The sequence below is a fragment of the Xenorhabdus bakwenae genome, from assembly GCF_030272115.1.
GTDB classification, from domain to species: Bacteria; Pseudomonadota; Gammaproteobacteria; order Enterobacterales; family Enterobacteriaceae; genus Xenorhabdus; species Xenorhabdus bakwenae.
Genome location: NZ_CP119194.1, coordinates 4,007,786 through 4,030,269, shown reverse-complemented (window position 1 = coordinate 4,030,269; position 22,484 = coordinate 4,007,786). Strand labels below are relative to the sequence as shown.

20 protein-coding genes and 1 pseudogene are annotated in these 22,484 nt (G+C 44.9%); 16 read left to right on the top strand and 5 right to left on the bottom strand.

Translation table 11 applies throughout. From position 1 onward, the window contains the following. Positions 1 to 254 precede the first annotated feature (254 nt). The 3 genes and pseudogenes from folD to sra all read left to right on the top strand — a co-directional run bounded on the left by folD (position 255) and on the right by sra (position 1,990). Positions 255 to 1,131: pseudogene (gene folD / locus PXH59_RS19885) on the top strand (bifunctional methylenetetrahydrofolate dehydrogenase/methenyltetrahydrofolate cyclohydrolase FolD). Continuing rightward, complete coding sequence (gene ybcJ / locus PXH59_RS19880) at positions 1,131 to 1,343, top strand: ribosome-associated protein YbcJ (protein ID WP_047770620.1); 213 nt, start codon at positions 1,131 to 1,133, stop codon at positions 1,341 to 1,343. The pseudogene folD and the gene ybcJ overlap by 1 nt, the downstream one beginning before the upstream one ends. A 410-nt stretch (positions 1,344 to 1,753) precedes the next feature. Further along, complete coding sequence (sra, locus tag PXH59_RS19875; RefSeq protein WP_072059792.1) at positions 1,754 to 1,990, top strand: stationary-phase-induced ribosome-associated protein; 237 nt, start codon at positions 1,754 to 1,756, stop codon at positions 1,988 to 1,990. Positions 1,991 to 2,126: 136 nt separating this feature from the next. Here the strand turns inward: sra and cysS are convergent, their stop codons facing one another. Further along, on the bottom strand, positions 2,127 to 3,509 hold the full coding sequence (cysS, locus tag PXH59_RS19870; protein ID WP_285809878.1) for a cysteine--tRNA ligase: 1,383 nt from the start codon (positions 3,507 to 3,509) through the stop codon (positions 2,127 to 2,129). A gap of 270 nt (positions 3,510 to 3,779) precedes the next feature. Between cysS and ppiB the strand changes: the two genes are divergently transcribed. The 5 genes from ppiB (at position 3,780) to PXH59_RS19845 (ending at position 8,581) form a co-directional block, all read left to right on the top strand. Continuing rightward, positions 3,780 to 4,274: a peptidylprolyl isomerase B gene (gene ppiB / locus PXH59_RS19865; protein ID WP_285809877.1), complete on the top strand. Its 495-nt coding sequence runs from the start codon at positions 3,780 to 3,782 to the stop codon at positions 4,272 to 4,274. Between the two features lie 24 nt (positions 4,275 to 4,298). Continuing rightward, positions 4,299 to 5,021 carry a UDP-2,3-diacylglucosamine diphosphatase gene (locus tag PXH59_RS19860; protein WP_285809876.1) on the top strand — a complete coding sequence of 241 codons (723 nt, stop codon included), beginning with the start codon at positions 4,299 to 4,301 and terminating at the stop codon, positions 5,019 to 5,021. Between the two features lie 177 nt (positions 5,022 to 5,198). Then, a complete protein-coding gene (purE, locus tag PXH59_RS19855) occupies positions 5,199 to 5,723 on the top strand; it encodes a 5-(carboxyamino)imidazole ribonucleotide mutase (RefSeq protein WP_285811837.1) in 525 nt (174 codons plus the stop codon). Continuing rightward, on the top strand, positions 5,720 to 6,793 hold the full coding sequence (gene purK, locus PXH59_RS19850; protein WP_285809874.1) for a 5-(carboxyamino)imidazole ribonucleotide synthase: 1,074 nt from the start codon (positions 5,720 to 5,722) through the stop codon (positions 6,791 to 6,793). Before purE ends, purK begins: the two co-directional genes overlap by 4 nt. Positions 6,794 to 7,303: 510 nt before the next feature. Beyond that, complete coding sequence (locus tag PXH59_RS19845; RefSeq protein ID WP_285809872.1) at positions 7,304 to 8,581, top strand: MFS transporter; 1,278 nt, start codon at positions 7,304 to 7,306, stop codon at positions 8,579 to 8,581. Positions 8,582 to 8,704: 123 nt separating this feature from the next. On the opposite strand, the gene ybbP is transcribed toward PXH59_RS19845, so the two are convergent. Continuing rightward, positions 8,705 to 11,137, bottom strand: a complete 2,433-nt coding sequence (gene ybbP / locus PXH59_RS19840) for a putative ABC transporter permease subunit YbbP (RefSeq protein WP_285809870.1) — start codon at positions 11,135 to 11,137, stop codon at positions 8,705 to 8,707. After that, positions 11,134 to 11,820 (bottom strand): putative ABC transporter ATP-binding protein YbbA, encoded by a 687-nt coding sequence (gene ybbA, locus PXH59_RS19835; protein WP_285809869.1) that lies wholly within the window; start codon positions 11,818 to 11,820, stop codon positions 11,134 to 11,136. Before ybbA ends, ybbP begins: the two co-directional genes overlap by 4 nt. Between ybbA and tesA the strand changes: the two genes are divergently transcribed. The 5 genes from tesA to PXH59_RS19810 all read left to right on the top strand — a co-directional run bounded on the left by tesA (position 11,791) and on the right by PXH59_RS19810 (position 15,678). Next, positions 11,791 to 12,423 (top strand): multifunctional acyl-CoA thioesterase I/protease I/lysophospholipase L1, encoded by a 633-nt coding sequence (gene tesA / locus PXH59_RS19830; RefSeq protein WP_285811836.1) that lies wholly within the window; start codon positions 11,791 to 11,793, stop codon positions 12,421 to 12,423. The genes ybbA and tesA overlap by 30 nt on opposite strands. Positions 12,424 to 12,490: 67 nt before the next feature. Further along, entirely contained in the window at positions 12,491 to 13,270 is a 780-nt protein-coding gene (locus PXH59_RS19825; RefSeq protein ID WP_285809867.1) for an SDR family oxidoreductase, read from the top strand. Between the two features lie 71 nt (positions 13,271 to 13,341). After that, a complete protein-coding gene (locus PXH59_RS19820; RefSeq protein WP_047766770.1) occupies positions 13,342 to 14,220 on the top strand; it encodes a thioredoxin family protein in 879 nt (292 codons plus the stop codon). Between the two features lie 48 nt (positions 14,221 to 14,268). Then, positions 14,269 to 15,198: an SPFH domain-containing protein gene (locus PXH59_RS19815; RefSeq protein ID WP_285809866.1), complete on the top strand. Its 930-nt coding sequence runs from the start codon at positions 14,269 to 14,271 to the stop codon at positions 15,196 to 15,198. 18 nt (positions 15,199 to 15,216) lie between these two features. Next, complete coding sequence (locus PXH59_RS19810) at positions 15,217 to 15,678, top strand: NfeD family protein (RefSeq protein ID WP_285809865.1); 462 nt, start codon at positions 15,217 to 15,219, stop codon at positions 15,676 to 15,678. On the opposite strand, the gene cueR is transcribed toward PXH59_RS19810, so the two are convergent. Further along, positions 15,669 to 16,073, bottom strand: a complete 405-nt coding sequence (gene cueR, locus PXH59_RS19805) for a Cu(I)-responsive transcriptional regulator (protein WP_285809864.1) — start codon at positions 16,071 to 16,073, stop codon at positions 15,669 to 15,671. The genes PXH59_RS19810 and cueR overlap by 10 nt on opposite strands. Before the next feature lie 79 nt (positions 16,074 to 16,152). On the opposite strand from cueR, the gene copA reads away from it, so the two are divergent. The 3 genes from copA to ybaK all read left to right on the top strand — a co-directional run bounded on the left by copA (position 16,153) and on the right by ybaK (position 20,406). After that, positions 16,153 to 18,900 (top strand): copper-exporting P-type ATPase CopA, encoded by a 2,748-nt coding sequence (gene copA / locus PXH59_RS19800; protein ID WP_285809863.1) that lies wholly within the window; start codon positions 16,153 to 16,155, stop codon positions 18,898 to 18,900. A gap of 141 nt (positions 18,901 to 19,041) precedes the next feature. Further along, positions 19,042 to 19,854 (top strand): TraB/GumN family protein, encoded by an 813-nt coding sequence (locus PXH59_RS19795; RefSeq protein ID WP_285809861.1) that lies wholly within the window; start codon positions 19,042 to 19,044, stop codon positions 19,852 to 19,854. Positions 19,855 to 19,929: 75 nt separating this feature from the next. Then, positions 19,930 to 20,406, top strand: coding sequence for a Cys-tRNA(Pro)/Cys-tRNA(Cys) deacylase YbaK (gene ybaK / locus PXH59_RS19790; protein WP_047766776.1), 477 nt, complete (start codon positions 19,930 to 19,932; stop codon positions 20,404 to 20,406). Between the two features lie 272 nt (positions 20,407 to 20,678). Here the strand turns inward: ybaK and ushA are convergent, their stop codons facing one another. Beyond that, positions 20,679 to 22,346 (bottom strand): bifunctional UDP-sugar hydrolase/5'-nucleotidase UshA, encoded by a 1,668-nt coding sequence (ushA, locus tag PXH59_RS19785; RefSeq protein WP_285809860.1) that lies wholly within the window; start codon positions 22,344 to 22,346, stop codon positions 20,679 to 20,681. Between the last annotated feature and the right edge of the window lie 138 nt (positions 22,347 to 22,484).

The window sequence follows — 22,484 nt, the reverse complement described above, 5'->3', positions numbered from 1 at the left end:
AGGATTCGAACCTGTGACCTACGGCTTAGAAGGCCGTTGCTCTATCCAGCTGAGCTAAGGGCGCATTATGGTATATAGAATAAGAAACATTATTAATGCCTTAACGCAGCACCGGATTATACGGGCATAATGGAATGAGTCAATGCCCTTTTCGCTCATATGTTCATTTTATGATTATTAATAAAACTGACAGGCGGTTCATGTTCTGACAAAATAGCCCCCATTCCTATACTTGATAATGGAATCTTAAATACATGTCAGCAAAAATTATTGATGGGAAAACGATTGCGCAGACAATCAGAAACGAAGTTACAGAAAAAGTTAGGCAGCGTGTTGCCGCCGGAAAACGAGCACCAGGTCTTGCCGTCGTTCTAGTGGGAGAAAATCCTGCTTCTCAAATTTATGTCGCCAGTAAACGCCGCGCCTGTGAAGAAGTCGGGTTTATGTCCCGCTCTTATGACCTACCTGATACTACCAGCGAAGCTGAATTGCTTTCTCTGATAGATGATCTGAACGCCGATGCGCAAATCGATGGTATTTTGGTTCAACTCCCTTTACCTGCCGGCATTGATAATGTCAAAGTACTGGAACGCATTCATCCCGATAAGGATGTGGATGGTTTCCATCCTTATAATATCGGCCGTCTTTGCCAGCGGGCGCCCAAACTGCGCCCTTGTACTCCCCCGCGGAATTGTAACCCTGCTTGAACGCTGCAATATCAATACTTATGGGCTAAATGCCGTTATTATCGGCGCTTCTAATATCGTTGGACGCCCAATGAGCCTTGAATTGCTGTTGGCTGGCTGTACAACGACAGTAACGCATCGCTTTACCAAAAACTTACGTCAGCATGTTGAGCAGGCAGATTTACTGGTTGTTGCTGTTGGTAAGCCCAACTTTATTCCTGGTGAATGGATTAAGCCAGGCGCAATTGTGATTGATGTTGGTATCAATCGGCTGGAAAATGGCAAAGTCATTGGTGATGTGGATTTCAATAAGGCATCTGAACGCGCAAGTTGGATCTCCCCTGTCCCCGGCGGTGTCGGACCGATGACCGTTGCAACATTGATTCAAAATACCTTGCAAGCTTGCGAGGAATACCATGATATAGATACAACTGAAGGTTATTGATGAAAATTTTTTATTTAGATGACCACCCTTATGTCGAGTTATGTGATTTGCTGAAATTTCAAGGATGGTGTGAAAGTGGTGCTGCGGCAAAAGCCGTGATTGCAGAAGGTTTGGTACAGGTTGATAGCCAACTCGAAACTCGCAAACGCTGCAAAATTACTGCTGGTAAAGTTGTTGCCTTTAATGGCGAATCTGTTCGCGTTGAAGAGTAACTCAATAAGTAAACATTATCACTAATACTTTTCAGAAAGACAGTACCTTTTGTATTAAGGTATTGTCTTTTTATTTTATATACCAATCCACTTTCAAGATGCGTGTTATATTTCCTCGCGCAGCGGGAAATATAAGGCCTTGTGTTGTCCTGCAGATTGCAGTTTATCGTGTATAAATAGATATTAATTATTTTATATAAACCAGTATAAGGTGATATATAAATATTAAATAATATGATGTCAATCATAACACCAATATTATTGGTGGATATTGTTTTTGCTGATTACAGATTTATCTGTTTTTATTCGCAAAATATGTGACGCTGACGATATATTGACAAACAATCATATCAATCTTCTAATAAGTCGCTATACTGAGAAGCTTATGTACAACTGAAACGGAGTTAATTATGTTAAGTAATAGAGCTGCAAGAAGGTTGTTAGGTTTGCCTTATAAATTAAGTAATTCTAAACGTAGAGTAAAAATTTCTCTTCTTCATCCTGCTTCCCGTGATGACACCCATCAAATACCAGAGCCTCTGAGTCATTCTTCTTTCGTTGCCATGAAACGGGATGCGGTTTCTGGAAAAATCACGTATCACGCTGGAAATGCTTTCTATCCTGAGCACTTAAGTAGTCATCAATAAATCTGTCGGTTTTTATTCCGCTCATTTATACCACTAAGTACTACAACTAAAAAAATCTCGCTATCAAAGCGCAAAGACATGAAAGACTGAACCGCCCATTTAAGGGCGGTTCTGGTGTTCGATAAAGCAAAATCGATTATTTACGACGCCATGTTGTTCCTTGCGGGCCATCTTCCAGCTCAATTCCCATTTCATTTAACTGGTTGCGCGCCGCATCCGCCAATGCCCACTCTTTATTTTTACGGGCATCGTTACGCTGTTTGATGAGTGCTTCGATGCGGGCAACATCGTCGTCCGCCTGTGTTCCGCCTTGCAAAAAGTGTTCTGGATCTTGTTCCAAAAGACCAAGAATCCCGGCCAATTTACGTAACCTTGCCGCCAGACCATTAGCCGCAACCATGTCTTCTGCCTTCAGACGATTAAGCTCACGCGCCATATCAAACAAGGCTGAATACGCTTCTGGTGTATTGAAATCATCGTCCATTGCTTCAACGAAACGGACTTCAAATGTTTCTCCACCCGCAGGTTGAACGGATTTATCTGTACCACGCAGGGAAGTATACAAACGTTCAAGGGAAGTGCGCGCCTGTTTCAGGTTCTCTTCCGTATAATTCAACTGGCTGCGATAATGACCGGATAATAAGAAATAACGCACGGTTTCAGCATCGTAATAGGCCAATACATCACGGATGGTAAAGAAGTTATTCAACGACTTGGACATCTTCTCTTTATCCACCATGACCATGCCTGAATGCATCCAATAATTGACGTAAGGACCCTCATGGGCACAAGTTGATTGGGCAATTTCATTTTCATGGTGCGGGAACATCAAATCAGAACCGCCACCGTGGATATCAAAGTGATGACCCAGCGTCTTGCCGTTCATGGCGGAACATTCAATATGCCAGCCTGGACGGCCAGCCCCCCACGGAGATTCCCAACTCGGCTCACCCGGTTTGGACATTTTCCATAATACAAAATCCATTGGGTTACGTTTTACATCTGCCACTTCAACACGGGCGCCAGCCTGCAATTGTTCCAAATCCTGGCGGGAAAGCAGGCCATAATTAGGGTTGGTGTCGATGGAGAACATAACGTCACCATTAGCGGCAACATAAGCGTGCTCACGCTTAATCAGCGCTTCCGTGATGGCAATGATCTCTGGGATATGTTGCGTTGCACGAGGTTCTAAATCCGGGCGTAGGATATTCAATGCATCAAAATCGCTGTGCATTTCTGCCAACATACGTGCGGTCAAATCGTCACAACTTTCATTGTTTTCGATGGCGCGTTTAATAATTTTATCATCCACGTCAGTGACGTTACGGACATAGGTCAGATCATATCCCAGATAACGCAGGTAACGAGAAATCACATCAAATGCCACAAATGTTCGGCCATGACCAATATGACACAAGTCATAAATGGTGATGCCACACACGTACATGCCCACTTTCCCTTCGTGAATCGGCCTAAATTCTTCTTTTTGACGGCTGAGAGTATTGAAAATTTTTAGCATCAGTGGGTTTCCGTAAAAATTATGTACGTGTAATAAAATCAAATAAATTGACTGATTATAGGCTTCTTTATCAGCAAGATAAATAAATGAGAATAGAGAGAAGCCAGATCAGACATTTCACCTTGATATGCAATGCTTTGCAAGCGTCATAAACCGTCTTGTTCTGATACTTTCCCTGAGTACTGACTCAAAATCTGAGATATGATATAACAGCGGTTGTTCAAAACCCCCTATATAGGGTCAATCAAAACTATTACTAGGATTTTTATTATGGTGACTTTCCACACCAATTTTGGCGATATCGTAATCAAAACATTCGCTGATAAAGCACCTGTAACCGTTGAAAACTTCTTGAGTTATTGCTCGGAAGGTTTTTATGATAACACTATTTTTCACCGTGTTATCAATGGCTTCATGATTCAAGGTGGTGGCTTTGAACCTGGCATGACGCAGAAAACAGCTAAAGCGCCTGTCAAGAACGAAGCCAACAATGGCCTGAAAAACAGCCGTGGCACCCTCGCTATGGCACGCACCAATGATCCACACTCTGCAACTGCCCAGTTCTTCATTAACGTTGTCGATAACGATTTCCTGAACTTCCGTTCAGAGCACCCGGATGGATGGGGTTATTGCGTATTTGCCGAAGTCGTTGAAGGCATGGATGTAGTTGATAAGATCAAAGGTGTTTCTACTGGCCGCAGCGGTATGCACCAAGATGTACCACATGAAGATGTGATCATTGAACGTGTCACTGTCAACGAATAATTACCGTTAGAGAATCATCGCTACATGAGTACACTGTTTATTGCAGACTTGCATCTCAGTGAACAAGAACCGGCAATTACTGCCGGTTTTCTGCGTTTTTTACGTGAAGATGCAATCCACGCTGAAAGTCTTTATATTCTCGGTGATTTTTTTGATTACTGGATTGGTGATGATGATCCCAACCCATTGCATACTAAAATCGCCCGGGCCCTTAATGAACTGAAACAACAAGGTATTCCCTGTTATTTCATTCATGGCAATCGTGATTTCTTGCTCGGCTCCCGTTTTGCCAGAGAGAGCGGCTTGATTCTGCTGCCACAGGAAAAAGTACTGGAGTTGCACGGTAAACGTATTTTGATTTTGCATGGCGATACGCTATGCACCGATGATATCAACTATCAGCAGTATCGTAAGCGAGTACATACTCCGTGGATACAACGGCTATTCCTGCTTCTTCCTTTATTTATCCGTTTGAAAATTGCCGCCAAAATGCGAGCAGGTAGCCAATATGCCAACAGCCAAAAATCTTCATCTATTATGGATGTCAATCAAGAGGCCGTTACCGAACATTTTAAAAAATATCAAACAGATTGGATCATTCACGGTCATACTCACCGCCCAGCAATACACGATATTCAGATTGGCGATAAGACCATGCATCGCGGTGTATTAGGGGCATGGCATGAGCAAGGTTCAATGTTCAAAGTTACAGAAACGACTATTGAGTTAATATCCTTCACCTTCTAAGCGCCTTGCTTATTTTGTAAAAATCGATAAATCAAACGACGCAAACGTTTTCCTCATGCTATTAGCATGATATGATCCGCCGTCTGAAATTTCATCTTTGTTCTGGTAGACACCCAATACAGGAGCATCTGATTTATGACGTCCAGCTCTGATCCCACAATAGCTATTACCCCAACAATGACTTCTCCAACAGAAATAGAACCCCAAAACCACGCCAAAATCGCCATTGTCATGGGTTCTAAAAGCGATTGGGCAACCATGCAACATGCAGCCGATATCCTGACCGAACTCGCTATTCCTTTTCGTGTTGAAATTGTTTCGGCACACCGAACGCCAGATAAGCTTTTTCGTTTCGCAGAACAAGCGCAAGAAAATGGTTTTGATGTGATTATCGCGGGTGCAGGTGGAGCAGCACATTTACCGGGGATGTTGGCAGCTAAAACCTTAGTGCCTGTGTTTGGGGTACCGGTACAAAGCGCGGCGCTTAACGGTGTTGATAGCCTGTATTCTATCGTCCAAATGCCAAAGGGCATTCCGGTTGGTACACTGGCTATCGGTAAGGCAGGAGCCGCAAATGCCGCATTGTTGGCGGCTCAGGTGCTGGCGTTGCATGACAGTGTGCTGTTTCAACGTTTATCAGATTGGCGCAGTGAACAAACTCAGGCTGTCTTGGATAATCCAGATCCACGGGAGGATGCATGAAGCCTGTTTGTGTATTGGGAAATGGTCAGTTAGGCAGAATGCTGCGTCAAGCCGGTGAACCGTTAGGGATCGCTGTTTATCCTGTTGGGTTGGATGCCGAACCGGAGGCAGTGCCCTACCAAAGCAGCGTGATCACCGCAGAAATTGAGCGTTGGCCCGAAACCGCATTAACCCGCGAGCTGGCTCATCATCAGGCGTTTATCAATCGTGAGATTTTTCCGCAACTGGCGGATCGTTTGCCACAAAAACAGCTCATGGATACGTTGGGTTTGTCAACCGCGCCGTGGCAACGGCTTTCCTCTCCCGAACAATGGCCACAGCTATTTGCAGAGTTAGGCGATTTTATCATTGTCAAACGACGGACTGGGGGCTATGACGGGCGTGGTCAGTGGCGTATCCGGCCGGGTGATGAAACAACGCTTCCACCTGAAATTTACGGTGAATGTATTGTGGAACAGGGTATTCCGTTTTCGGGGGAAGTCTCGCTGGTAGGAGCCCGCAATGCCAAAGGTGAATCAGTATTCTATACTTTGACTCACAATTTGCATCAGGAAGGTATTTTGCGTACCAGTGTTGCTTTACCTGATAATAGCGCCGGTAAGCCGTTTCAACAGCGAGCCGAGCAGATGCTATCCACCATCATGCAGCACCTGAACTATGTTGGTGTTATGGCGATGGAGTGTTTTATTGTTGGCGATAATTTGCTGATCAATGAACTGGCTCCACGGGTTCATAATAGTGGTCACTGGACACAAAACGGCGCTTCTATCAGCCAGTTTGAACTTCACCTGCGGGCGATCTTGAATCTTCCTATGCCACAACCTGAAATCTTTGCACCATCCGTCATGATCAATCTGATCGGCACAGAGGTGAATCCCGCATGGCTGAATTTGCCGCTGGTTCGTTTACATTGGTATGAAAAAGAAGTTCGTCCTGCACGTAAAGTAGGCCACTTAAATGTTATCCATGCAGATAAAGGGACATTGGAAAAAACGTTGCAAACATTAGCCTCGCTATTACCAACAGAATACCAAAGCAGCCTTAAATGGGCACAAGATAAATTAAGTTGATCAATTGCCAACTAAAGAAAGTGGTAGTGATTAAAATAAGCTACCACTTCCCGATTTGGTTAACGTTTATTGCTAATAATCAGTGTGCTAAATCCATTTGATAATACGCTCTCTTTACCTTGCACAAGGCCTAATCTCTTCTATTAGATATCCCGTCGGCTTTCCAGTTGCAGCTTTGTTGGCTACGCTCGGTCACATCGTTATCTATTCTGCCGGAGATTCGTTCTCTTGCTGTCTCGCTGCATCTTTAAATCCATAGGTGATAACCCTGAAATGCTCGATTTCAAACCCGAATTGCATTATGACTTAGGCAAAGAATTAGGCTCTCAAGCCGGTCATTTGTGGACTAGGATTGTCGTGAATTCCGTCAAAAATAAATACAAAATCAGAGATACGTCGGGTTTTCACACCAATCAATTTAGCTATGGCGTGTTTATTCGATACAGCTTTTTCTCATAAACACATAAAATAGTGCCGCTTTTAATCGTTTATATCCTTGATGGAGTCACAATGTCCATTCAACACGACAAATTCGGACGTACTTATCAGTGGTTTTTGCTGATACTTTTAGGCATGGTCTATTTTCTATCCACAGCAACAACCTTTACGTCATTGGGTGTTGTCCTGCCGAGTATGATTTATGAACTGGGCTGGAGTTGGACAAATGCAGGATTAGGATTCACACTGCTTGGCCTGACTTGCGGGTTATCCAGTTTTCTGCCAACGGTATTTATTCGTAAAATTGGCGTTCGTTTTACCCTGTTTATCGGCCTGCTGATTTTTCTGGCGGGTTTCTACAACCTTTATCATACATACGCTATTTCATCCTATTTTATCGGTACGGCTTTAATGGGGATCGGTTTTACTTTTCTGGCAACCGTGCCGGGCACTTATGTGATTTCACGGCTATATGAGAAACAATCCCTTGCTTTTGGTTTCTACTTCACAATAGGTGGACTGGGTGGGGTCATAGGCCCGTGGATCTACTTTATGGCGACCCGTATTTGGGGAACATGGCGGATGCATTGGATGATTTCCGCTATTATCCTCTCCATTTTCGTCATTCTGACGATTATTATTCTTCAGGAAGGTAAACGGGAAATCGCCCACGCCAAGGCCGTAAATCAGAAACATAACAATCAGGAAACTTCCAGCATTTATCGCACTAAACAACGTTGGACTGCACATCAGGCACTACGGACATGGCAGTTCTATATGATTGCGGCAGCTTATACCGCATTTTTATGGTGTGGCATTACCGTCAACAGTTTTGCGGTGGCCCATATTATCGAAAATGGTTTCAGCGAAGCTATCGCCGCCGGGTTACTGAGCACAATGGCTTTTATCAATGCGTTTTCCCGATTAGCCGGTGGTGCAATTGGAGAATGGGTAGAGCCGAAAAAATTACTGATTATCAGCCTGTCCGTTATTATATTTGGCTTGATTGCACTGAGTATCGCCTCATCATGGCCGTTTTTGGTTGCGTTCACCGTGTGTGTCGGGATGGGATATGGCATGACCTTCCTTGCTTCCAGTGTATTGCTGGCTAACTATTTTGGTCGCAAGCCTTATCTGGAACTGTTTTCTATCATGAACCTGATATCCACTCTGGCTTGTCTGGCACCTTTTTTTGCCGGTGCCATCAAAGATTATTCAGGCAGTTTTACCTCTGCATTCCTGATTATTGCCATTCCCGTATTTGTTGTTCTTGTCGTCACATTAATGATGAAACCACCTGCTCATAAAATGAGAAAATACACGGTTGAAGGCACCAAATTTACTGAATAAGGTAAAAATGAACTGAAATAACGTACAAACAAGGAAATTAAGAGAGGAATTTGCCTGATAATATCCGGTCAGATTGCTGATAAACCTCGTTGGTTCAAACGAGGTTTATCAAAGATGTGGGAATTATTCCGGCAAGCGCCGATATTGCCCTTGCTTCCTTAATAGCCTAACCCCTAACCAGCCACCGCATAGTGAAAGCAGTAAGCTACTGATGATGGGAAGCAGAAACCACATCTGCCATTGTAGCTGCCACGGGAAATCAAAGACCTGAGTCTGTAACAACCAAAGTGCAATTTCTGCACCCAATGCTGCCGCTAAACCGGCCATAAAACCTAGCAGGGCAAATTCACTCCATAATGTATGACGCAAAAGTTTTTTGCTCGCCCCTAATGTGCGGTATACCACCAATTCAAGTTGTCGCTGGTTCATACCAACCTGAATTTGTGCCAATAACAGCAATCCGCCACAGATCATCACCAAAATAACCATAACTTCTAATGCCTTGCTAACTTGCTGCAAAATGCCTTGTGCTTGTTTGAGTATCGAACCAATATCCAACACGCTGATGGTTGGGAAATGGCGGTTAATTTCCGTTAACAGCTTTCCCTCTCCTTCATAATGAAAGCTGGTTAACCACATTCCGGGCTGATTTTCCAACGTCTCTTTGGCGAAAATAAAAATGAAGTTCGGGTTTATGCTCTCCCAATCCACCTTGCGAATACTGCTTACTGTGGCATGAAACGTTCGGGTATCTCCGGTGAATGTAAGCCTATCTCCCAGGTTAATTTGCAACCGTTCAGCAACACTTTGCTCCATAGAAACTTCGTTCGGTTTTGGCGGCCACGTTCCCGCAATCAGGGTATTAAACGGCGGCAGTTCTGCTTTCCATGTTAAGTTCAGTTCGCGCCGCACGGTAGTACTATTAGGCTGTTTTTTATCCGCCCATGCCAGCGCAGATTGTCCGTTCACTTCCGTCAAACGTGCCAATACCACGGGATAAAAATCGGTCGGTTTCACCTGATATTTAGCCAATAAGTCATTAACCTGAGCCGTTTGTGGTTGGGTCATGTTAAGCAGGAAATAATTAGGGCTATCCGGCGGTAATTGCTGTTGCCATTGGTTCAATAAATCTCCCCTTGCCATAATCAGCAAAGCCAGCAACATGAATGACAGAGAAAATGCCGCCAATTGGGTCATGGTCTGAAATGGCCGACACAGTAACCGATTAACCGCCAGACGCAGGCTTAACTGACGGAACGTCACACGGCGCAGTAGCCATAATCCCCCCCACCCCAATAACGCCAAAGACAACGCGACAATCGGTACTCCCGCTAACAGCGACCATAACAACGGCTGGGTGCCTGCCAGTAATACCAATCCTCCCGTTATGATGAATGCCACCGCAGGCAAATAATAACGCAGGGGCCAGATGGATGCCGTTACGTCACTTCTCAATACCCGTGAAGGCTGAGTAGCCATAAGTTGACGATAAGGACGGACACCCACCAACACGGCCATGCCAAACAGGGCGGCTATCGCCCATACCCACGGCCACATTCCCGCAGCCGGTAACATCTTAGGTAACATTCCTGCCAAAATTCGAATCAATGCAGACTCAAAAGCCAAACCTAAAATGGAGCCTACCACTATGGCGGCCAGTAATATCACTAACCATTGTCCAATGATCCATTGGCGCAACGCCCAACGCCCTGCCCCTAATGTTTTCAGGATGGCTATCAGGTTATGCCGGCTACGGCAGTAATGCGCCATAGAAACGGCCATCGCAGCAACAGCAAGGAGTAATGTCAACAACGCTGACAGCAATAAAAATTGCTGGGCACGTTCAATGGATTGTGCCATAACACCATTATCTTGTTGCAAGGTCAGCCAGCGTTGATCGGCTTTTAGTTGCGGTCCAACAAATTGCTGGAATGATTGGATGGCGGCAGGAGAACCCGCAAACATATAACGGTAAGTCAGGCGGCTTCCGGGTTGAATCGCCCCTGTTAACTGAGCATCATCGATATTGATTAAAATTCGGGGAGAAATCTGGAAGGGATTGAAACCGCTGTCAGGCTCTTGCAGCAATTCGCCGCTAATCTTCAATGTGGTATCTCCCACATCAATATTATCCCCGACTTTAACGCCCAATAGTGCCAACAATCGTGGGACTACCAGCACTGAACCTTTTTCTGGCGTTAACCCATACGGATGGGTTTCCAGTTCGCCATACAGAGGATAACGCTCATCTGCGGCTTTCACCTGAGCCAGTTGCGGAATATCTCCCGCATACGTCATCGTCGAAAATGAAATTTGCCGACTCAGTGTCAACCCTTGCTCCTGCGCCCTTTGCAACCAGGTTTCATCAACGGGATACGAAGCCCTTAAGACAAGATCACCCGCCAGAAAATCACGGCTTTGATAATGCACACTTTGATCAATGCGATCACTAATACGCCCTAATGCCAGTACACAGGCTACCGCTAAGGTCAGGGATAACCAGACAATCAGGAGAGAGGGTGTACGCCATTCACGCCAAAACCAGCGCCAGATCATGCTTCCTCCCGTAATTTTCCATCTACCAGACGTAAACGACGCTTGCAACGCGCCGCCAGTTGGTTATCGTGCGTGACTAAAATCAACGTGGTGGCGTAATCATGATTAAGGGAAAACAGTAAATCGACGATGCGCTCTCCTGTCTGGCGATCAAGGTTACCTGTTGGTTCATCAGCAAACAGGATTTTGGGACGAGTACAGAATGCCCGTGCCAACGCCACCCGCTGTTGTTCTCCCCCCGAAAGTTGGGCAGGCATGTGTTTCAGGCGTTTTCCTAACCCTAACTGTTCGAGTAGCTCAATGGCTTGTTCACGACTTTGGGTTTCCGATTCACCACGCAATAGTGCCGGAAGCTGGACATTCTCCAGTGCATTCAGGGTGGGGATCAACATAAATGACTGAAAAACAAAACCTACATTTTCTGCCCTTAACTGTGCGCGTTGCTCTTCATTCATGCGACTGATATTTTGCCCCAATAGATGAACTTCTCCCCCACTACCATCATCCAATCCGGCAATAATGCCCAGAAGTGTTGATTTACCTGATCCTGATTCACCAATTAATGCAATTGTCTGTGCTGGCTCGACAACCAACTCAATACCTTGCAATATATTAATTACCTGTTCCCCTTGACCGACATGTTTAGTGAGATGATGAACTTCAAGAATACTTTCTACAGCCATGTATTTTTCCTTTTATTGGTGGTGCTATGCAGTGCCAGAGCCGCGGCGGCAGATACCCTGCTTATATTAGGTGATAGCCTCAGTGCCGGATATCGTTTACCCGTTGAGCAATCATGGCCTGCACTGATGGCAAAACAGTGGCAACAAGCCGGCAAAAAAACCGTCATTATTAACGGCAGTATTAGTGGCAATACTGTCGCGCAAGGGCTTGAACGTTTGCCTGAGTTATTGAAACAGCACAATCCAAAATGGGTTTTGATAGCGCTTGGTGCTAATGATGGATTGCGTGGTTTTCCCATTCAAAACATAGAACAGGATTTGCAACAGGGCATCAATCTGATTAAACAAACCGGTGCACAACCGTTATTAATGCAAGTCCGAATTTCACCTAATTATGGAAAGCGATATACCGAATCCTTTGCCAAAATTTATCCCACACTGGCTGAACGCAACCAAATTCCTCTGCTGCCATTTTTCATGGAACACGTTGCTATCAAACCAGAATGGATGCAAGATGACGGGCTACATCCCAATCAAGCGGCACAACCCTTTATTGTTGATTGGATGTCCAACACATTATCGACATACATCAACTCTCCTTAAGTAAAAAATATTTCTTAATAGTAAATCATTTATTTCCATAAATTGATGCAGGTAAACAAGTAAAGTTATGCAAAAAGCCATTTTTATTACTGGGTGTTCTAGCGGGATTGGGTTAATCGCGGCCAAAACCCTCCACCAACGTGGTTACCGCGTACTCGCAGCTTGCCGCAAACCCTCTGATTTGGCCCATATGCGTGAATTGGGGTTCGAACCCATCGAATTGGATTTAGATGATAAAGAAAGCGTAGAGTGCGCCGCCAGGAAAGTAATCGAATTAACCAACGGTCGTCTGTTCGGGCTATTCAATAACGGGGGATTTGGTGTTTACGGTCCATTGGAAAGTATCTCCCGCGAACAGATGGAAAAACAGTTTTCCACCAATTTCTTTGGCGCCCACCAACTGACGTGCCTGTTATTGCCCGCTATACGCGCTTACGGCGCAGGACGGATTGTTCAGACCAGTTCTGTAATGGGATTGATTTCGACACCAGGTCGTGGCGCATATGCTGCCAGTAAATATGCTCTTGAAGCCTGGTCGGATGCCTTACGGGGCGAATTGGCTAAAACCGACATTAAGGTCAGCCTGATAGAACCTGGCCCAATTCATACCCGTTTTACGCACAATATCAACCAAACACAGCAGGATCATCCGGTTGAGAATCCAGGCCTTGTTCGTCGTTTTACGTTGATGCCTGAGGATGTCGTCTCTAAACTGATTCATGCGCTGGAAAGCGCCAACCCGAAATTACGCTATTCGGTTACGTTATTGACTCATGCAGTAAAAATGATGCGCCGTCTACTCCCTGAGCGATGGCTCGATAGAATCTTGCGCTGGCAAAGTAAATAGACATTGAAAAACAGACAAACAAGTCTTATTTATTCATGTAATCACCTTACAACGACTCAGAGAAAAATCCCATGGAACCAACCGTGAATACAAACAATAATACTGCCCATATCATTAATATTGATGAATCGAATATTACCCAGGTTGTTCAGCACTCTCTCACCCAGCTTGTCGTATTCTACTTCTGGTCTCCACAGGACCTACATTGCCATGAATTAGAAACCACGCTTGATAAAATAGCCCATGAATATGCCGGGCAATTTGCCCTGGCTAAAGTTAATTGCGACCAACTTTTCCATATCGCTGCACAATTTGGTGTGCGTAGCTTACCTACCGTACTGTTCGTAAAAGAAGCTCGCCCTGTTCAGGGTTTTGAAGGTATCCAGACAGATGAAGCCATCAGAAAGATTTTTGCCACTTTCCTCCCTCAAATGGCAAAATCACCATTAGAGCAAGTTGACGAACTACTTGCAGAAGGTAAAGAGCAGGAGGCACTGCTTTTACTCAAAGAAATCCATCAGGAAAATCCGCAAGATACAGAGATTACCTTATTGCTAGCCCAAGTGAACCTTTCACTCAATCATCTTGAAGAGGCCCAAAAAATACTGGATACCGTGCCATCAGAAGCCCAAGATGAACACTATAATGAGTTACTTGAGTACCTTAAGTCCCAACAAGAGGCAGCTGATTCCCCTGAGATTCGGCAACTACAACAAGCGTTGGCAATGCAATCAGAGAATGCAGAATTAGCCGTACAACTGGCGGCCAAATTACACGACGTTGGCCGTAATGAAGAGGCTCTGGAATTACTACTTAGTTTTCTGAAAAAGGATCTTTCTGCTGCCGAGGGTGCAGTGAAAAAGACGATGATGGATATTCTTTCTGCACTGGGCACTGGAGATACTCTGGCATCTAAATACCGTCGTCATGTATACTCTTTACTCCATTAAGTAAAGAAAATTTATATATTCCATAATTAGCTAAGTAAGGGAATTGTTATGGATCTACTCTCTTTTGGTGCTGTACCGATTTTAATCGTTATTGCGGTTGCTATCGTCTTTACCTGTGTCAAAACCGTTCCACAAGGCTATCAGTGGACAGTTGAGCGCTTTGGACGTTATACCCGTACATTAACACCAGGCCTGCACATTATCATGCCATTTGTTGATCGTATCGGCCGTAGAATCAATATGATGGAACAGGTTCTGGATATCCCATCGCAGGAAGTTATTTCTCGTGATAATGCCAATGTCACTATTGATGCCGTCTGCTTTATTCAGGTCGTCGATCCTGTACGTGCTGCCTATGAAGTCAGCAATCTGGAACTGTCCATCATCAACCTGACCATGACGAACTTCCGTACCGTGCTGGGTTCAATGGAACTGGATGAAATGCTGTCCCAACGCGATTCCATCAACAGCCGATTGCTGGCAATCGTCGATGAAGCGACTAACCCGTGGGGTGTCAAAATCACGCGGATTGAGATCCGCGATGTGCGTCCACCTAAGGAGTTGATCTCCGCGATGAACGCCCAAATGAAAGCAGAACGTACCAAACGTGCAGATATTCTTGAGGCGGAAGGTATTCGTCAGGCCGCCATTTTGAAAGCGGAAGGGGAAAAACAGTCGCAAATCCTGAAAGCAGAGGGTGAACGCCAGTCAGCCTTCCTGCAAGCGGAAGCTCGTGAACGAGCCGCCGAAGCAGAAGCGCGTGCAACCAAAATGGTTTCTGACGCTATCGCTAATGGTGATATGCAGGCAATTAACTACTTTGTTGCCCAAAAATATACCGATGCCCTCACCAACATTGGTGCCTCAAATAACAGCAAAGTGATTATGATGCCACTGGAAGCCAGCAATTTAATGGGCGCCATTGGTGGTATTGCCGAATTAATTTCCGAAAGCAAGAAGAGCAAACAGGATAAATAACCATACAGGATAATTGTTATGATTGAACAGATCGCCGCTCAACCAGCCTGGTTCTGGCTCTGTTTCGGTGGCCTGCTTCTGATTGCGGAATTGCTGGGAACGGGGGGATATCTGTTGTGGACAGGAACCGCAGCCGTGGTTGTTGCCCTGATCACATGGATTTTCCCTAATATGGACTGGGAATGGCAAGGTACTCTGTTTGCTGTCTTGACCTTGCTTTCTGTTATTGCCTGGCGTAGCTGGCTACGCCATCGCCCACGTCAGGCCAGTGATAAGACGCTCAATCAGAAGAACCACCAATTGATTGGCATGCGGACCCGTTTAATCACGGATACCGAAAACGGTTTTGGGCGAATCAAACTGGCCGATGGCAGTTGGCGCGTTCACTGTGACCGAGAACTTCCGGCCAATAGCGAAATTGAAGTCATCGCCGTTGACGGGATCACATTAAAAGTGAAACCGGTTTCCCATCATCCGTGATGCTGACAGCAGCCAGATAAATGCTCAATGATGGGACAATCCGCCCCATCATTTCCCGGGCATTCAGCCACCAATACCAGTAATTTTTCCTTTATCTTTTGCAATTCCACCACCGTTTTTTCTATTTCCGCCACTTTTTGCAGGGTCGCCATTTTGACATCGGCACTGTGACGGTGAGGATTGCGCAATAATCGCAGCAATTCTCGACACTCCTCCAGCGTAAATCCGACCTCTTTCGCCTGACGCAAAAGCATCAGTTCGTCAATGTGCCTTTTCTGGTAATGACGATAGCCATTATCTCCCCGCTCCGGTGCAGTAATGAGATCTTTTTCTTCATAAAACCGAATCGCTTTGCGGGTTAAACCGGTCTTACGGGCAATTTCACTGATATTCATTATTTCCCCTTGACCTTCCCCTTGCAGGAAGGTTTAGCCTTAATGATAAGTATATCACTCTGTATCAGGAGATAGTGTTATGTCCACAACCACCATTCTCGCACTTCAAGGCCTGACTTGTATGCATTGTGTCGGCCGGGTCAAAAAAGCGCTGGAAAAAATACCCGGCGTTGAGCTGACGGATGTGAACCTCAATTATGCCAAAATTATCAGTCATGTTTCACCTGATGAATTGATTGCCGCCATTGTTGCCGAAGATTATCAAGCCACGGTTGCCAGCCGACCCGATGTTGTATTGCGCCTGTCAGGTTTAAGCTGCATGAAATGTGCAAATAAAACACAAAAGGCATTGGAAGCAGTAGAAGGTGTTATCGCCACAGAAGTTGATACCCAAACCGCAAAAATCTATGGTAAAGCAGAGAACAGTGCCTTAATTCATGCAGTCGAACAAGCCGGATATCACGCTGAATTAGCCACGGAATCCGATTGCCCAAAACCTGAGCCGCTGGCAATACATGTTCCACTGACTCCGGAGTCTTTGGCAGCGGCAATATCTTCGACTCCGGTAGAAACCGTTTCTGTTGAGCACAGCAACAAAAATGATGTGAGGGGTGATGGCAGCATTCAGCTCCTGCTGGATGGCATGAGCTGTGCAAGCTGTGTCAGCAAGGTACAAAAAGCCCTGCAATCCGTTGATGGCGTGGAACATGCCAGAGTCAATCTCGCGGAAAGAAGCGCATTGGTCACAGGCCACGCTTCACCAAATGCCTTAGTTGAAGCCATCATCAAGGCCGGTTATGGTGCGGAAATCATTCAGGATGAAACAGAACGCCGTGAGCGTCAGCAACAAATCGCGCAGGCTAATATGCGCCGCTTCCGCTGGCAATCGGCCCTTGCGTTAGTGGTTGGGGTGCCTGTCATGGTGTGGGGTATGATAGGCGACAATATGATACTCACACCAGCAAACCACACCATTTGGCTAACGATTGGTTTGGTGACGCTGGTTGTAATGATATTTGCAGGCGGGCATTTTTATCGTAATGCGTGGCAAAGTCTAAAAAATGGCAGTGCGACAATGGATACCCTCGTAGCTCTGGGTACTGGCGTAGCGTGGCTTTATTCAATGAGCGTCAATTTGTGGCCAGACATTTTTCCACCTCAGGCCCGCCATCTTTATTATGAAGCCAGTGCCATGATCATTGGTTTGGTCAATCTCGGCCATGCCTTGGAACAACGTGCCCGCCAACGCTCTTCCAAGGCTCTTGAGCGATTATTGGATCTCACTCCACCAACAGCGCGGGTAGTGACCTCTGAAGGTGAAAAAACAGTACCACTGGCTGATGTAATGCCCAATATGATACTGCGCCTGACAACAGGAGATCGCGTTCCGGTTGATGGTGAAATTACTCAGGGTACAGTTTGGCTGGATGAAGCCATGCTGACCGGTGAGCCTATCCCTCAGCAGAAAATAACGGGCGATACCGTCCATGCCGGCACTGTCGTTCAAGATGGTACGGTCCTGTTTAAAGCCAATGCGGTTGGTAGCCAGACAACCCTGGCACGCATTATTAAACTTGTTCGTCAGGCACAAAGCAGCAAACCTGAAATCGGCCAGTTGGCCGATAAAATATCTGCAATATTTGTGCCTGTTGTTGTTGCTATTGCCCTGATTGCCGGCACGATTTGGTTTTTTATCGGCCCTGCCCCACAAATCATGTACGCGCTGGTCATCATGACAACCGTTTTGATTATCGCCTGTCCCTGCGCACTTGGGCTGGCAACCCCCATGTCCATCATCTCAGGGGTAGGACGGGCAGCCGAATTAGGTGTATTGGTGCGTGATGCTGATGCTCTGCAACATGCCAGTCAACTGGATACGATTGTCTTTGACAAAACAGGCACCTTAACTGAAGGTATGCCGCAAGTCACAGAGATCCACACCTTTAATGGTTTTACCGAAGAGCAAGTATTACTGTGGGCCGGTGCATTAGAAAATGGCTCAAGTCACCCTCTGGCAAACGCTATTTTATTGCAAGTTGAGGGGCAAAAATTACCCGAAGTACAGACATTCCGAACCCTCGCAGGACTGGGTGTTAAGGGAGAAATTGGAGAGGTCACGCTGTTATTGGGTAACCCAAAATTGCTTGAGCAGCATCAGATTGAAACCACAGAATTAAAGCCATTAGTTGCAGCACAAGCAGAAAAAGGCATCACACCTGTTATTCTGTCAGCCAATGGCAAAATCGCTGCCCTGTTTTCTATTCGTGATCCCTTGCGGCAGGATACTGTTTCTGCCCTGCAACGTTTACATCACCAAGGCTATCGTTTGGTTATGTTAACAGGAGATAATCCCGCCACAGCAAATGCTATCGCCCAAGAAGCGGGTATTGACCAGGTGATTGCCGGAGTTTTGCCTGATGGCAAAGCCGCAGCCATTCAGTCACTGCAATCAGAAGGCAGGAAAGTGGCGATGGTCGGCGATGGCATAAATGACGCCCCAGCATTGGCGCAAGCGGATGTCGGCATCGCAATGGGAAGCGGTAGTGATATCGCCATCGAAACCGCAACAATTACCCTGATGCGCCATAGCCTGCACGGGGTTGCTGATGCAGTTGAATTATCCCGTGGTACATTGCGTAATATGAAACAAAACCTATTTGGTGCCTTTGTCTACAATACATTGGGTATTCCAATCGCAGCCGGTATTTTATTCCCGTTCACTGGCACTTTACTAAACCCTGTCGTTGCAGGTGCGGCCATGGCATTATCTTCTATTACTGTTGTTAGTAATGCCAATCGCTTATTGCGCTTCAAGCCTAAATCCTGACCTAATATTCAGGAAATTTTATTTTTCCCATGAAAAGCTGAACCTATTTCGTTTAGCTTTTCATCCCGCACTTTTCCCTCTTTCTTGTTGGTGATTAACCGGTTAGCATACCGCCCAATGCCAGCTATTGGAGTATGCAATATGGGAAAATTAATGACCTATTTCAGTAAAGTATTGGGATTCAATTCCCAACGGCATTACCCTTATCCGGCTTTTGACATCAATTTAAATAATAATAAACAATTACATATTGTTGGCAGCATTCATATGGGTACTAAAAACATGTCCCCACTTTCTGAGGTATTGTTGGAACAGTTAGAGCAAGCGGATGCGCTGATTGTCGAGGCAGATATCACGCAGGTTAATTCCCCTTTCAAGGAAACATTTCCTGAACAGATCGAACTATCACAACGTTTATCTCCCGAACATTTTGCCTGTTTGCAACACTATTGCCGAGAAATTCAACATCCTGTCACGTTGCTGGATCCATTGCCATCGTGGCAAGTCGCATTGATATTACAGGCTGCCCAAGCCCAATATTTGGGGTTACAACCTCAATATGGTATCGATTGCCAATTACTGAACAGTGCAAAAGCACTCAATAAACCCATTATCGAATTGGAAGGGACTGATGCACAAGTAAACCTTCTCACCAACTTACCAAACGGTGGGATTTCACTATTGGAAGATACCATCACCCATTGGCATACTAATGCCCGCGCTTTACAGACTATGATTAGCTGGTGGATGAATTACAAACCGGAGAAACAGAATCAGGTAATACCCATGACATTCTGCGAAGAGATTTATCAAACCTTAATGGCTGAACGCAACCGTCAATGGAGTGAGCAGTTACATGGTTTACCCGCAGGAAAATATTTGGTTACAGTAGGCGCTTTGCACCTCCACGGCGAGAACAACTTGCGACAGATGCTGGCAAAACCACAAACATAGCAACTTCATCTGTTTCATTCTGAAAACTAATTATTACGGATAAGCAGTTATAAACTGATCGTTATAGGAAAAAATATGACCCCCGCTGTTATCTTGCTGGAAAAACAAAAAATTAATTTCAAACTTCATCCTTATGACCACGATGTCAATGAACATAATTTTGGTGATGAAGTGGTGAAAAAACTCGGTTTAGATGCTAATCAGGTTTTTAAAACACTGTTGGTCGCATTGAATGGTGATCCTAAAAATCTTGCTGTCGCCGTGACGCCGGTCTCTGGGCAACTCGATTTGAAAAAAGTGGCTAAAGTTTTCAGGGCTAAAAAGGCAGAGATGGCCGATCCTCAACTGGCACAAAAAGTAACGGGTTATTTAGTCGGTGGCATTAGCCCGTTGGGACAGAAAAAACGTCTACCTACCGTGATTGACAGCCAGGCGCAAACCTTGCCAACCCTATTTATCTCTGGTGGTAAACGTGGTTTAGATATTGAATTGTCCCCCATAGACTTATGCCAATTACTTAATTGTTCATTTGCTGATATTGCTAAAATTTGAAAATTTATTGCCATTCTCGCTGAATTTTTTCGAGCTGGCGTTGTTTTCTTCAAAACAGGGACTTGTGATAAACAATAATGTCGATACACGTTCCTCACAGTGCAAAAATCATTAATTACGCTGCTATTTAATAATTAAATTATTATTCAATTTCAATCGTTCCTATACTCGATAAACTTCAAATTGCAATCCGCCAGATGACGCGAAGCCTTATCTTTCCCCGCTGTGCGGGGAAAGATAACACGCATATTGAAGTTGGATTGGTATATTGATCAGTTGTTATTATTTATATCAATTTCACCTTTCGGTTCATAATCAGAAGCTTTTAATGGAGAATGTTTTTCAATATATCGTTTCAATACTTCAGCATCAACAAACCCTGTATCAACATAACCAGGCAAATTATCAATCCGTGGATAACCATCTCCGCCAATCGCATTAAAGTTCAACGTTGCCATGCGGTAAGTTTTATTTGGATCTAATGGCTTACCACCGATTTTTACCTCACTGATATTCTTACCATCCTTCACGAAACTCACATTATAGAACTGACCATAAGCGCCAGAATCCTTTTCCATATTGGCAACAGCCGTCAAATAGGACAAAACTTCGCTACCTTTGAAGTCCACATAAACCACTTGGTTAGCAAATGGGTGAACTTTCATAACATCCTTGTAAGTAATATCTCCTGCTTCAATCGAGTCACGAATTCCACCACCGCTCATCACTGCAAAATCAGCGCTTGTTCGTTCCATCTGAGCAGCTAATACAAGGTGGGCCATATTCGTTTGCACGAAACGCACCTTACTGCGATCACCTTCTAATTTGTTATCTACTGAGCCTACTTTCACATTCAGGATCTGGCTGCCCTTGTCTTCATAAGGTGTCAGCAACTTAAGCATTTCAGGATTTTGCTTAATTTCATGGGTATAGTAAACACGCTCCGTACTGCCATCTTCTTTTGTTACTTTTTTCTTTAAGTTAATAGGGATCAATTGATAATGAACCAACTTAAATTCACCATTACGGAATTGAAAATCAGCCCGACCTACATATTTCCCCCATTCGTGAGCCTGAACAATCCATGTGCCATTTTGGTGATCAGGAGAACAAGGTGTACCCGGAACATAATCTACTTGTTTATCGTTTTTATTCTCCGCAGACATACACACCGGATCTTGTGAATGCCCTCCCACAATCATATTCAAATAACCCGCAGGCAAACTACGTGCCATTTCAACATCTCCCGGCGCATTCGTGCCATGATGACCATCGTCATAGTGCCCCATGTGGGTTGCCGCAATAATCACGTCCGGCTTTTCACTCTTTTTCAGCTCTTCAATAACTTTTTTGGCTTCTTCGGCTGGAACACGGAATTCAACATCTGGAAAATTAGCCGGATTACCGATTTTCGCGGTGTCATCGGTTGTCAGGCCAAGAACCGCTATTTTCACGCCTTGCTTATCAAAAATAACATATGGCTTAAACAGGCGCTTGCCTGTGCTGGTTTGGTAAATATTGGCAGAGAGAAAGGGGAAGTTTGCCCATTTTTGTTGCTGAAACAATACATTTAAGGGTTTATCAAATTCATGGTTCCCCAATGCCATTGCATCGTATCCCACCAGATTCATGCCTTTAAAATCGGGTTCCGCATCTTGCATATCTGATTCCGGGACACCGGTGTTAATGTCACCACCTGACAATAACAATACGCTGCCTCCTTTCTTGGCAACTTCCTGACGAATGGAATCTACCACCGTTTTTTGAGCCGCCAAACCATACTCACCATAATCGTTATGCCAGAAATGACCATGATGGTCGTTAGTGTGCAAGATGGTAATGTCATAGGTTTTATCTTTTTCCCAGGCGTTTGCAATTAACGGTGCCAGTGACAGCGAAACTGCAAGGGCACAAATTGACGCTTTAAACGATAATTTCATGGGATATCTCCATGTATTTTAAAACTTTATTAGTTATATGATGGTGGTGGCTTATCCCTTTCAAACCGCAGCTTAAAAGATTTCACCTTTTTGATATTGCGGTCAAATTATATAGGTATCAATAAAAAGTTTGTTAAT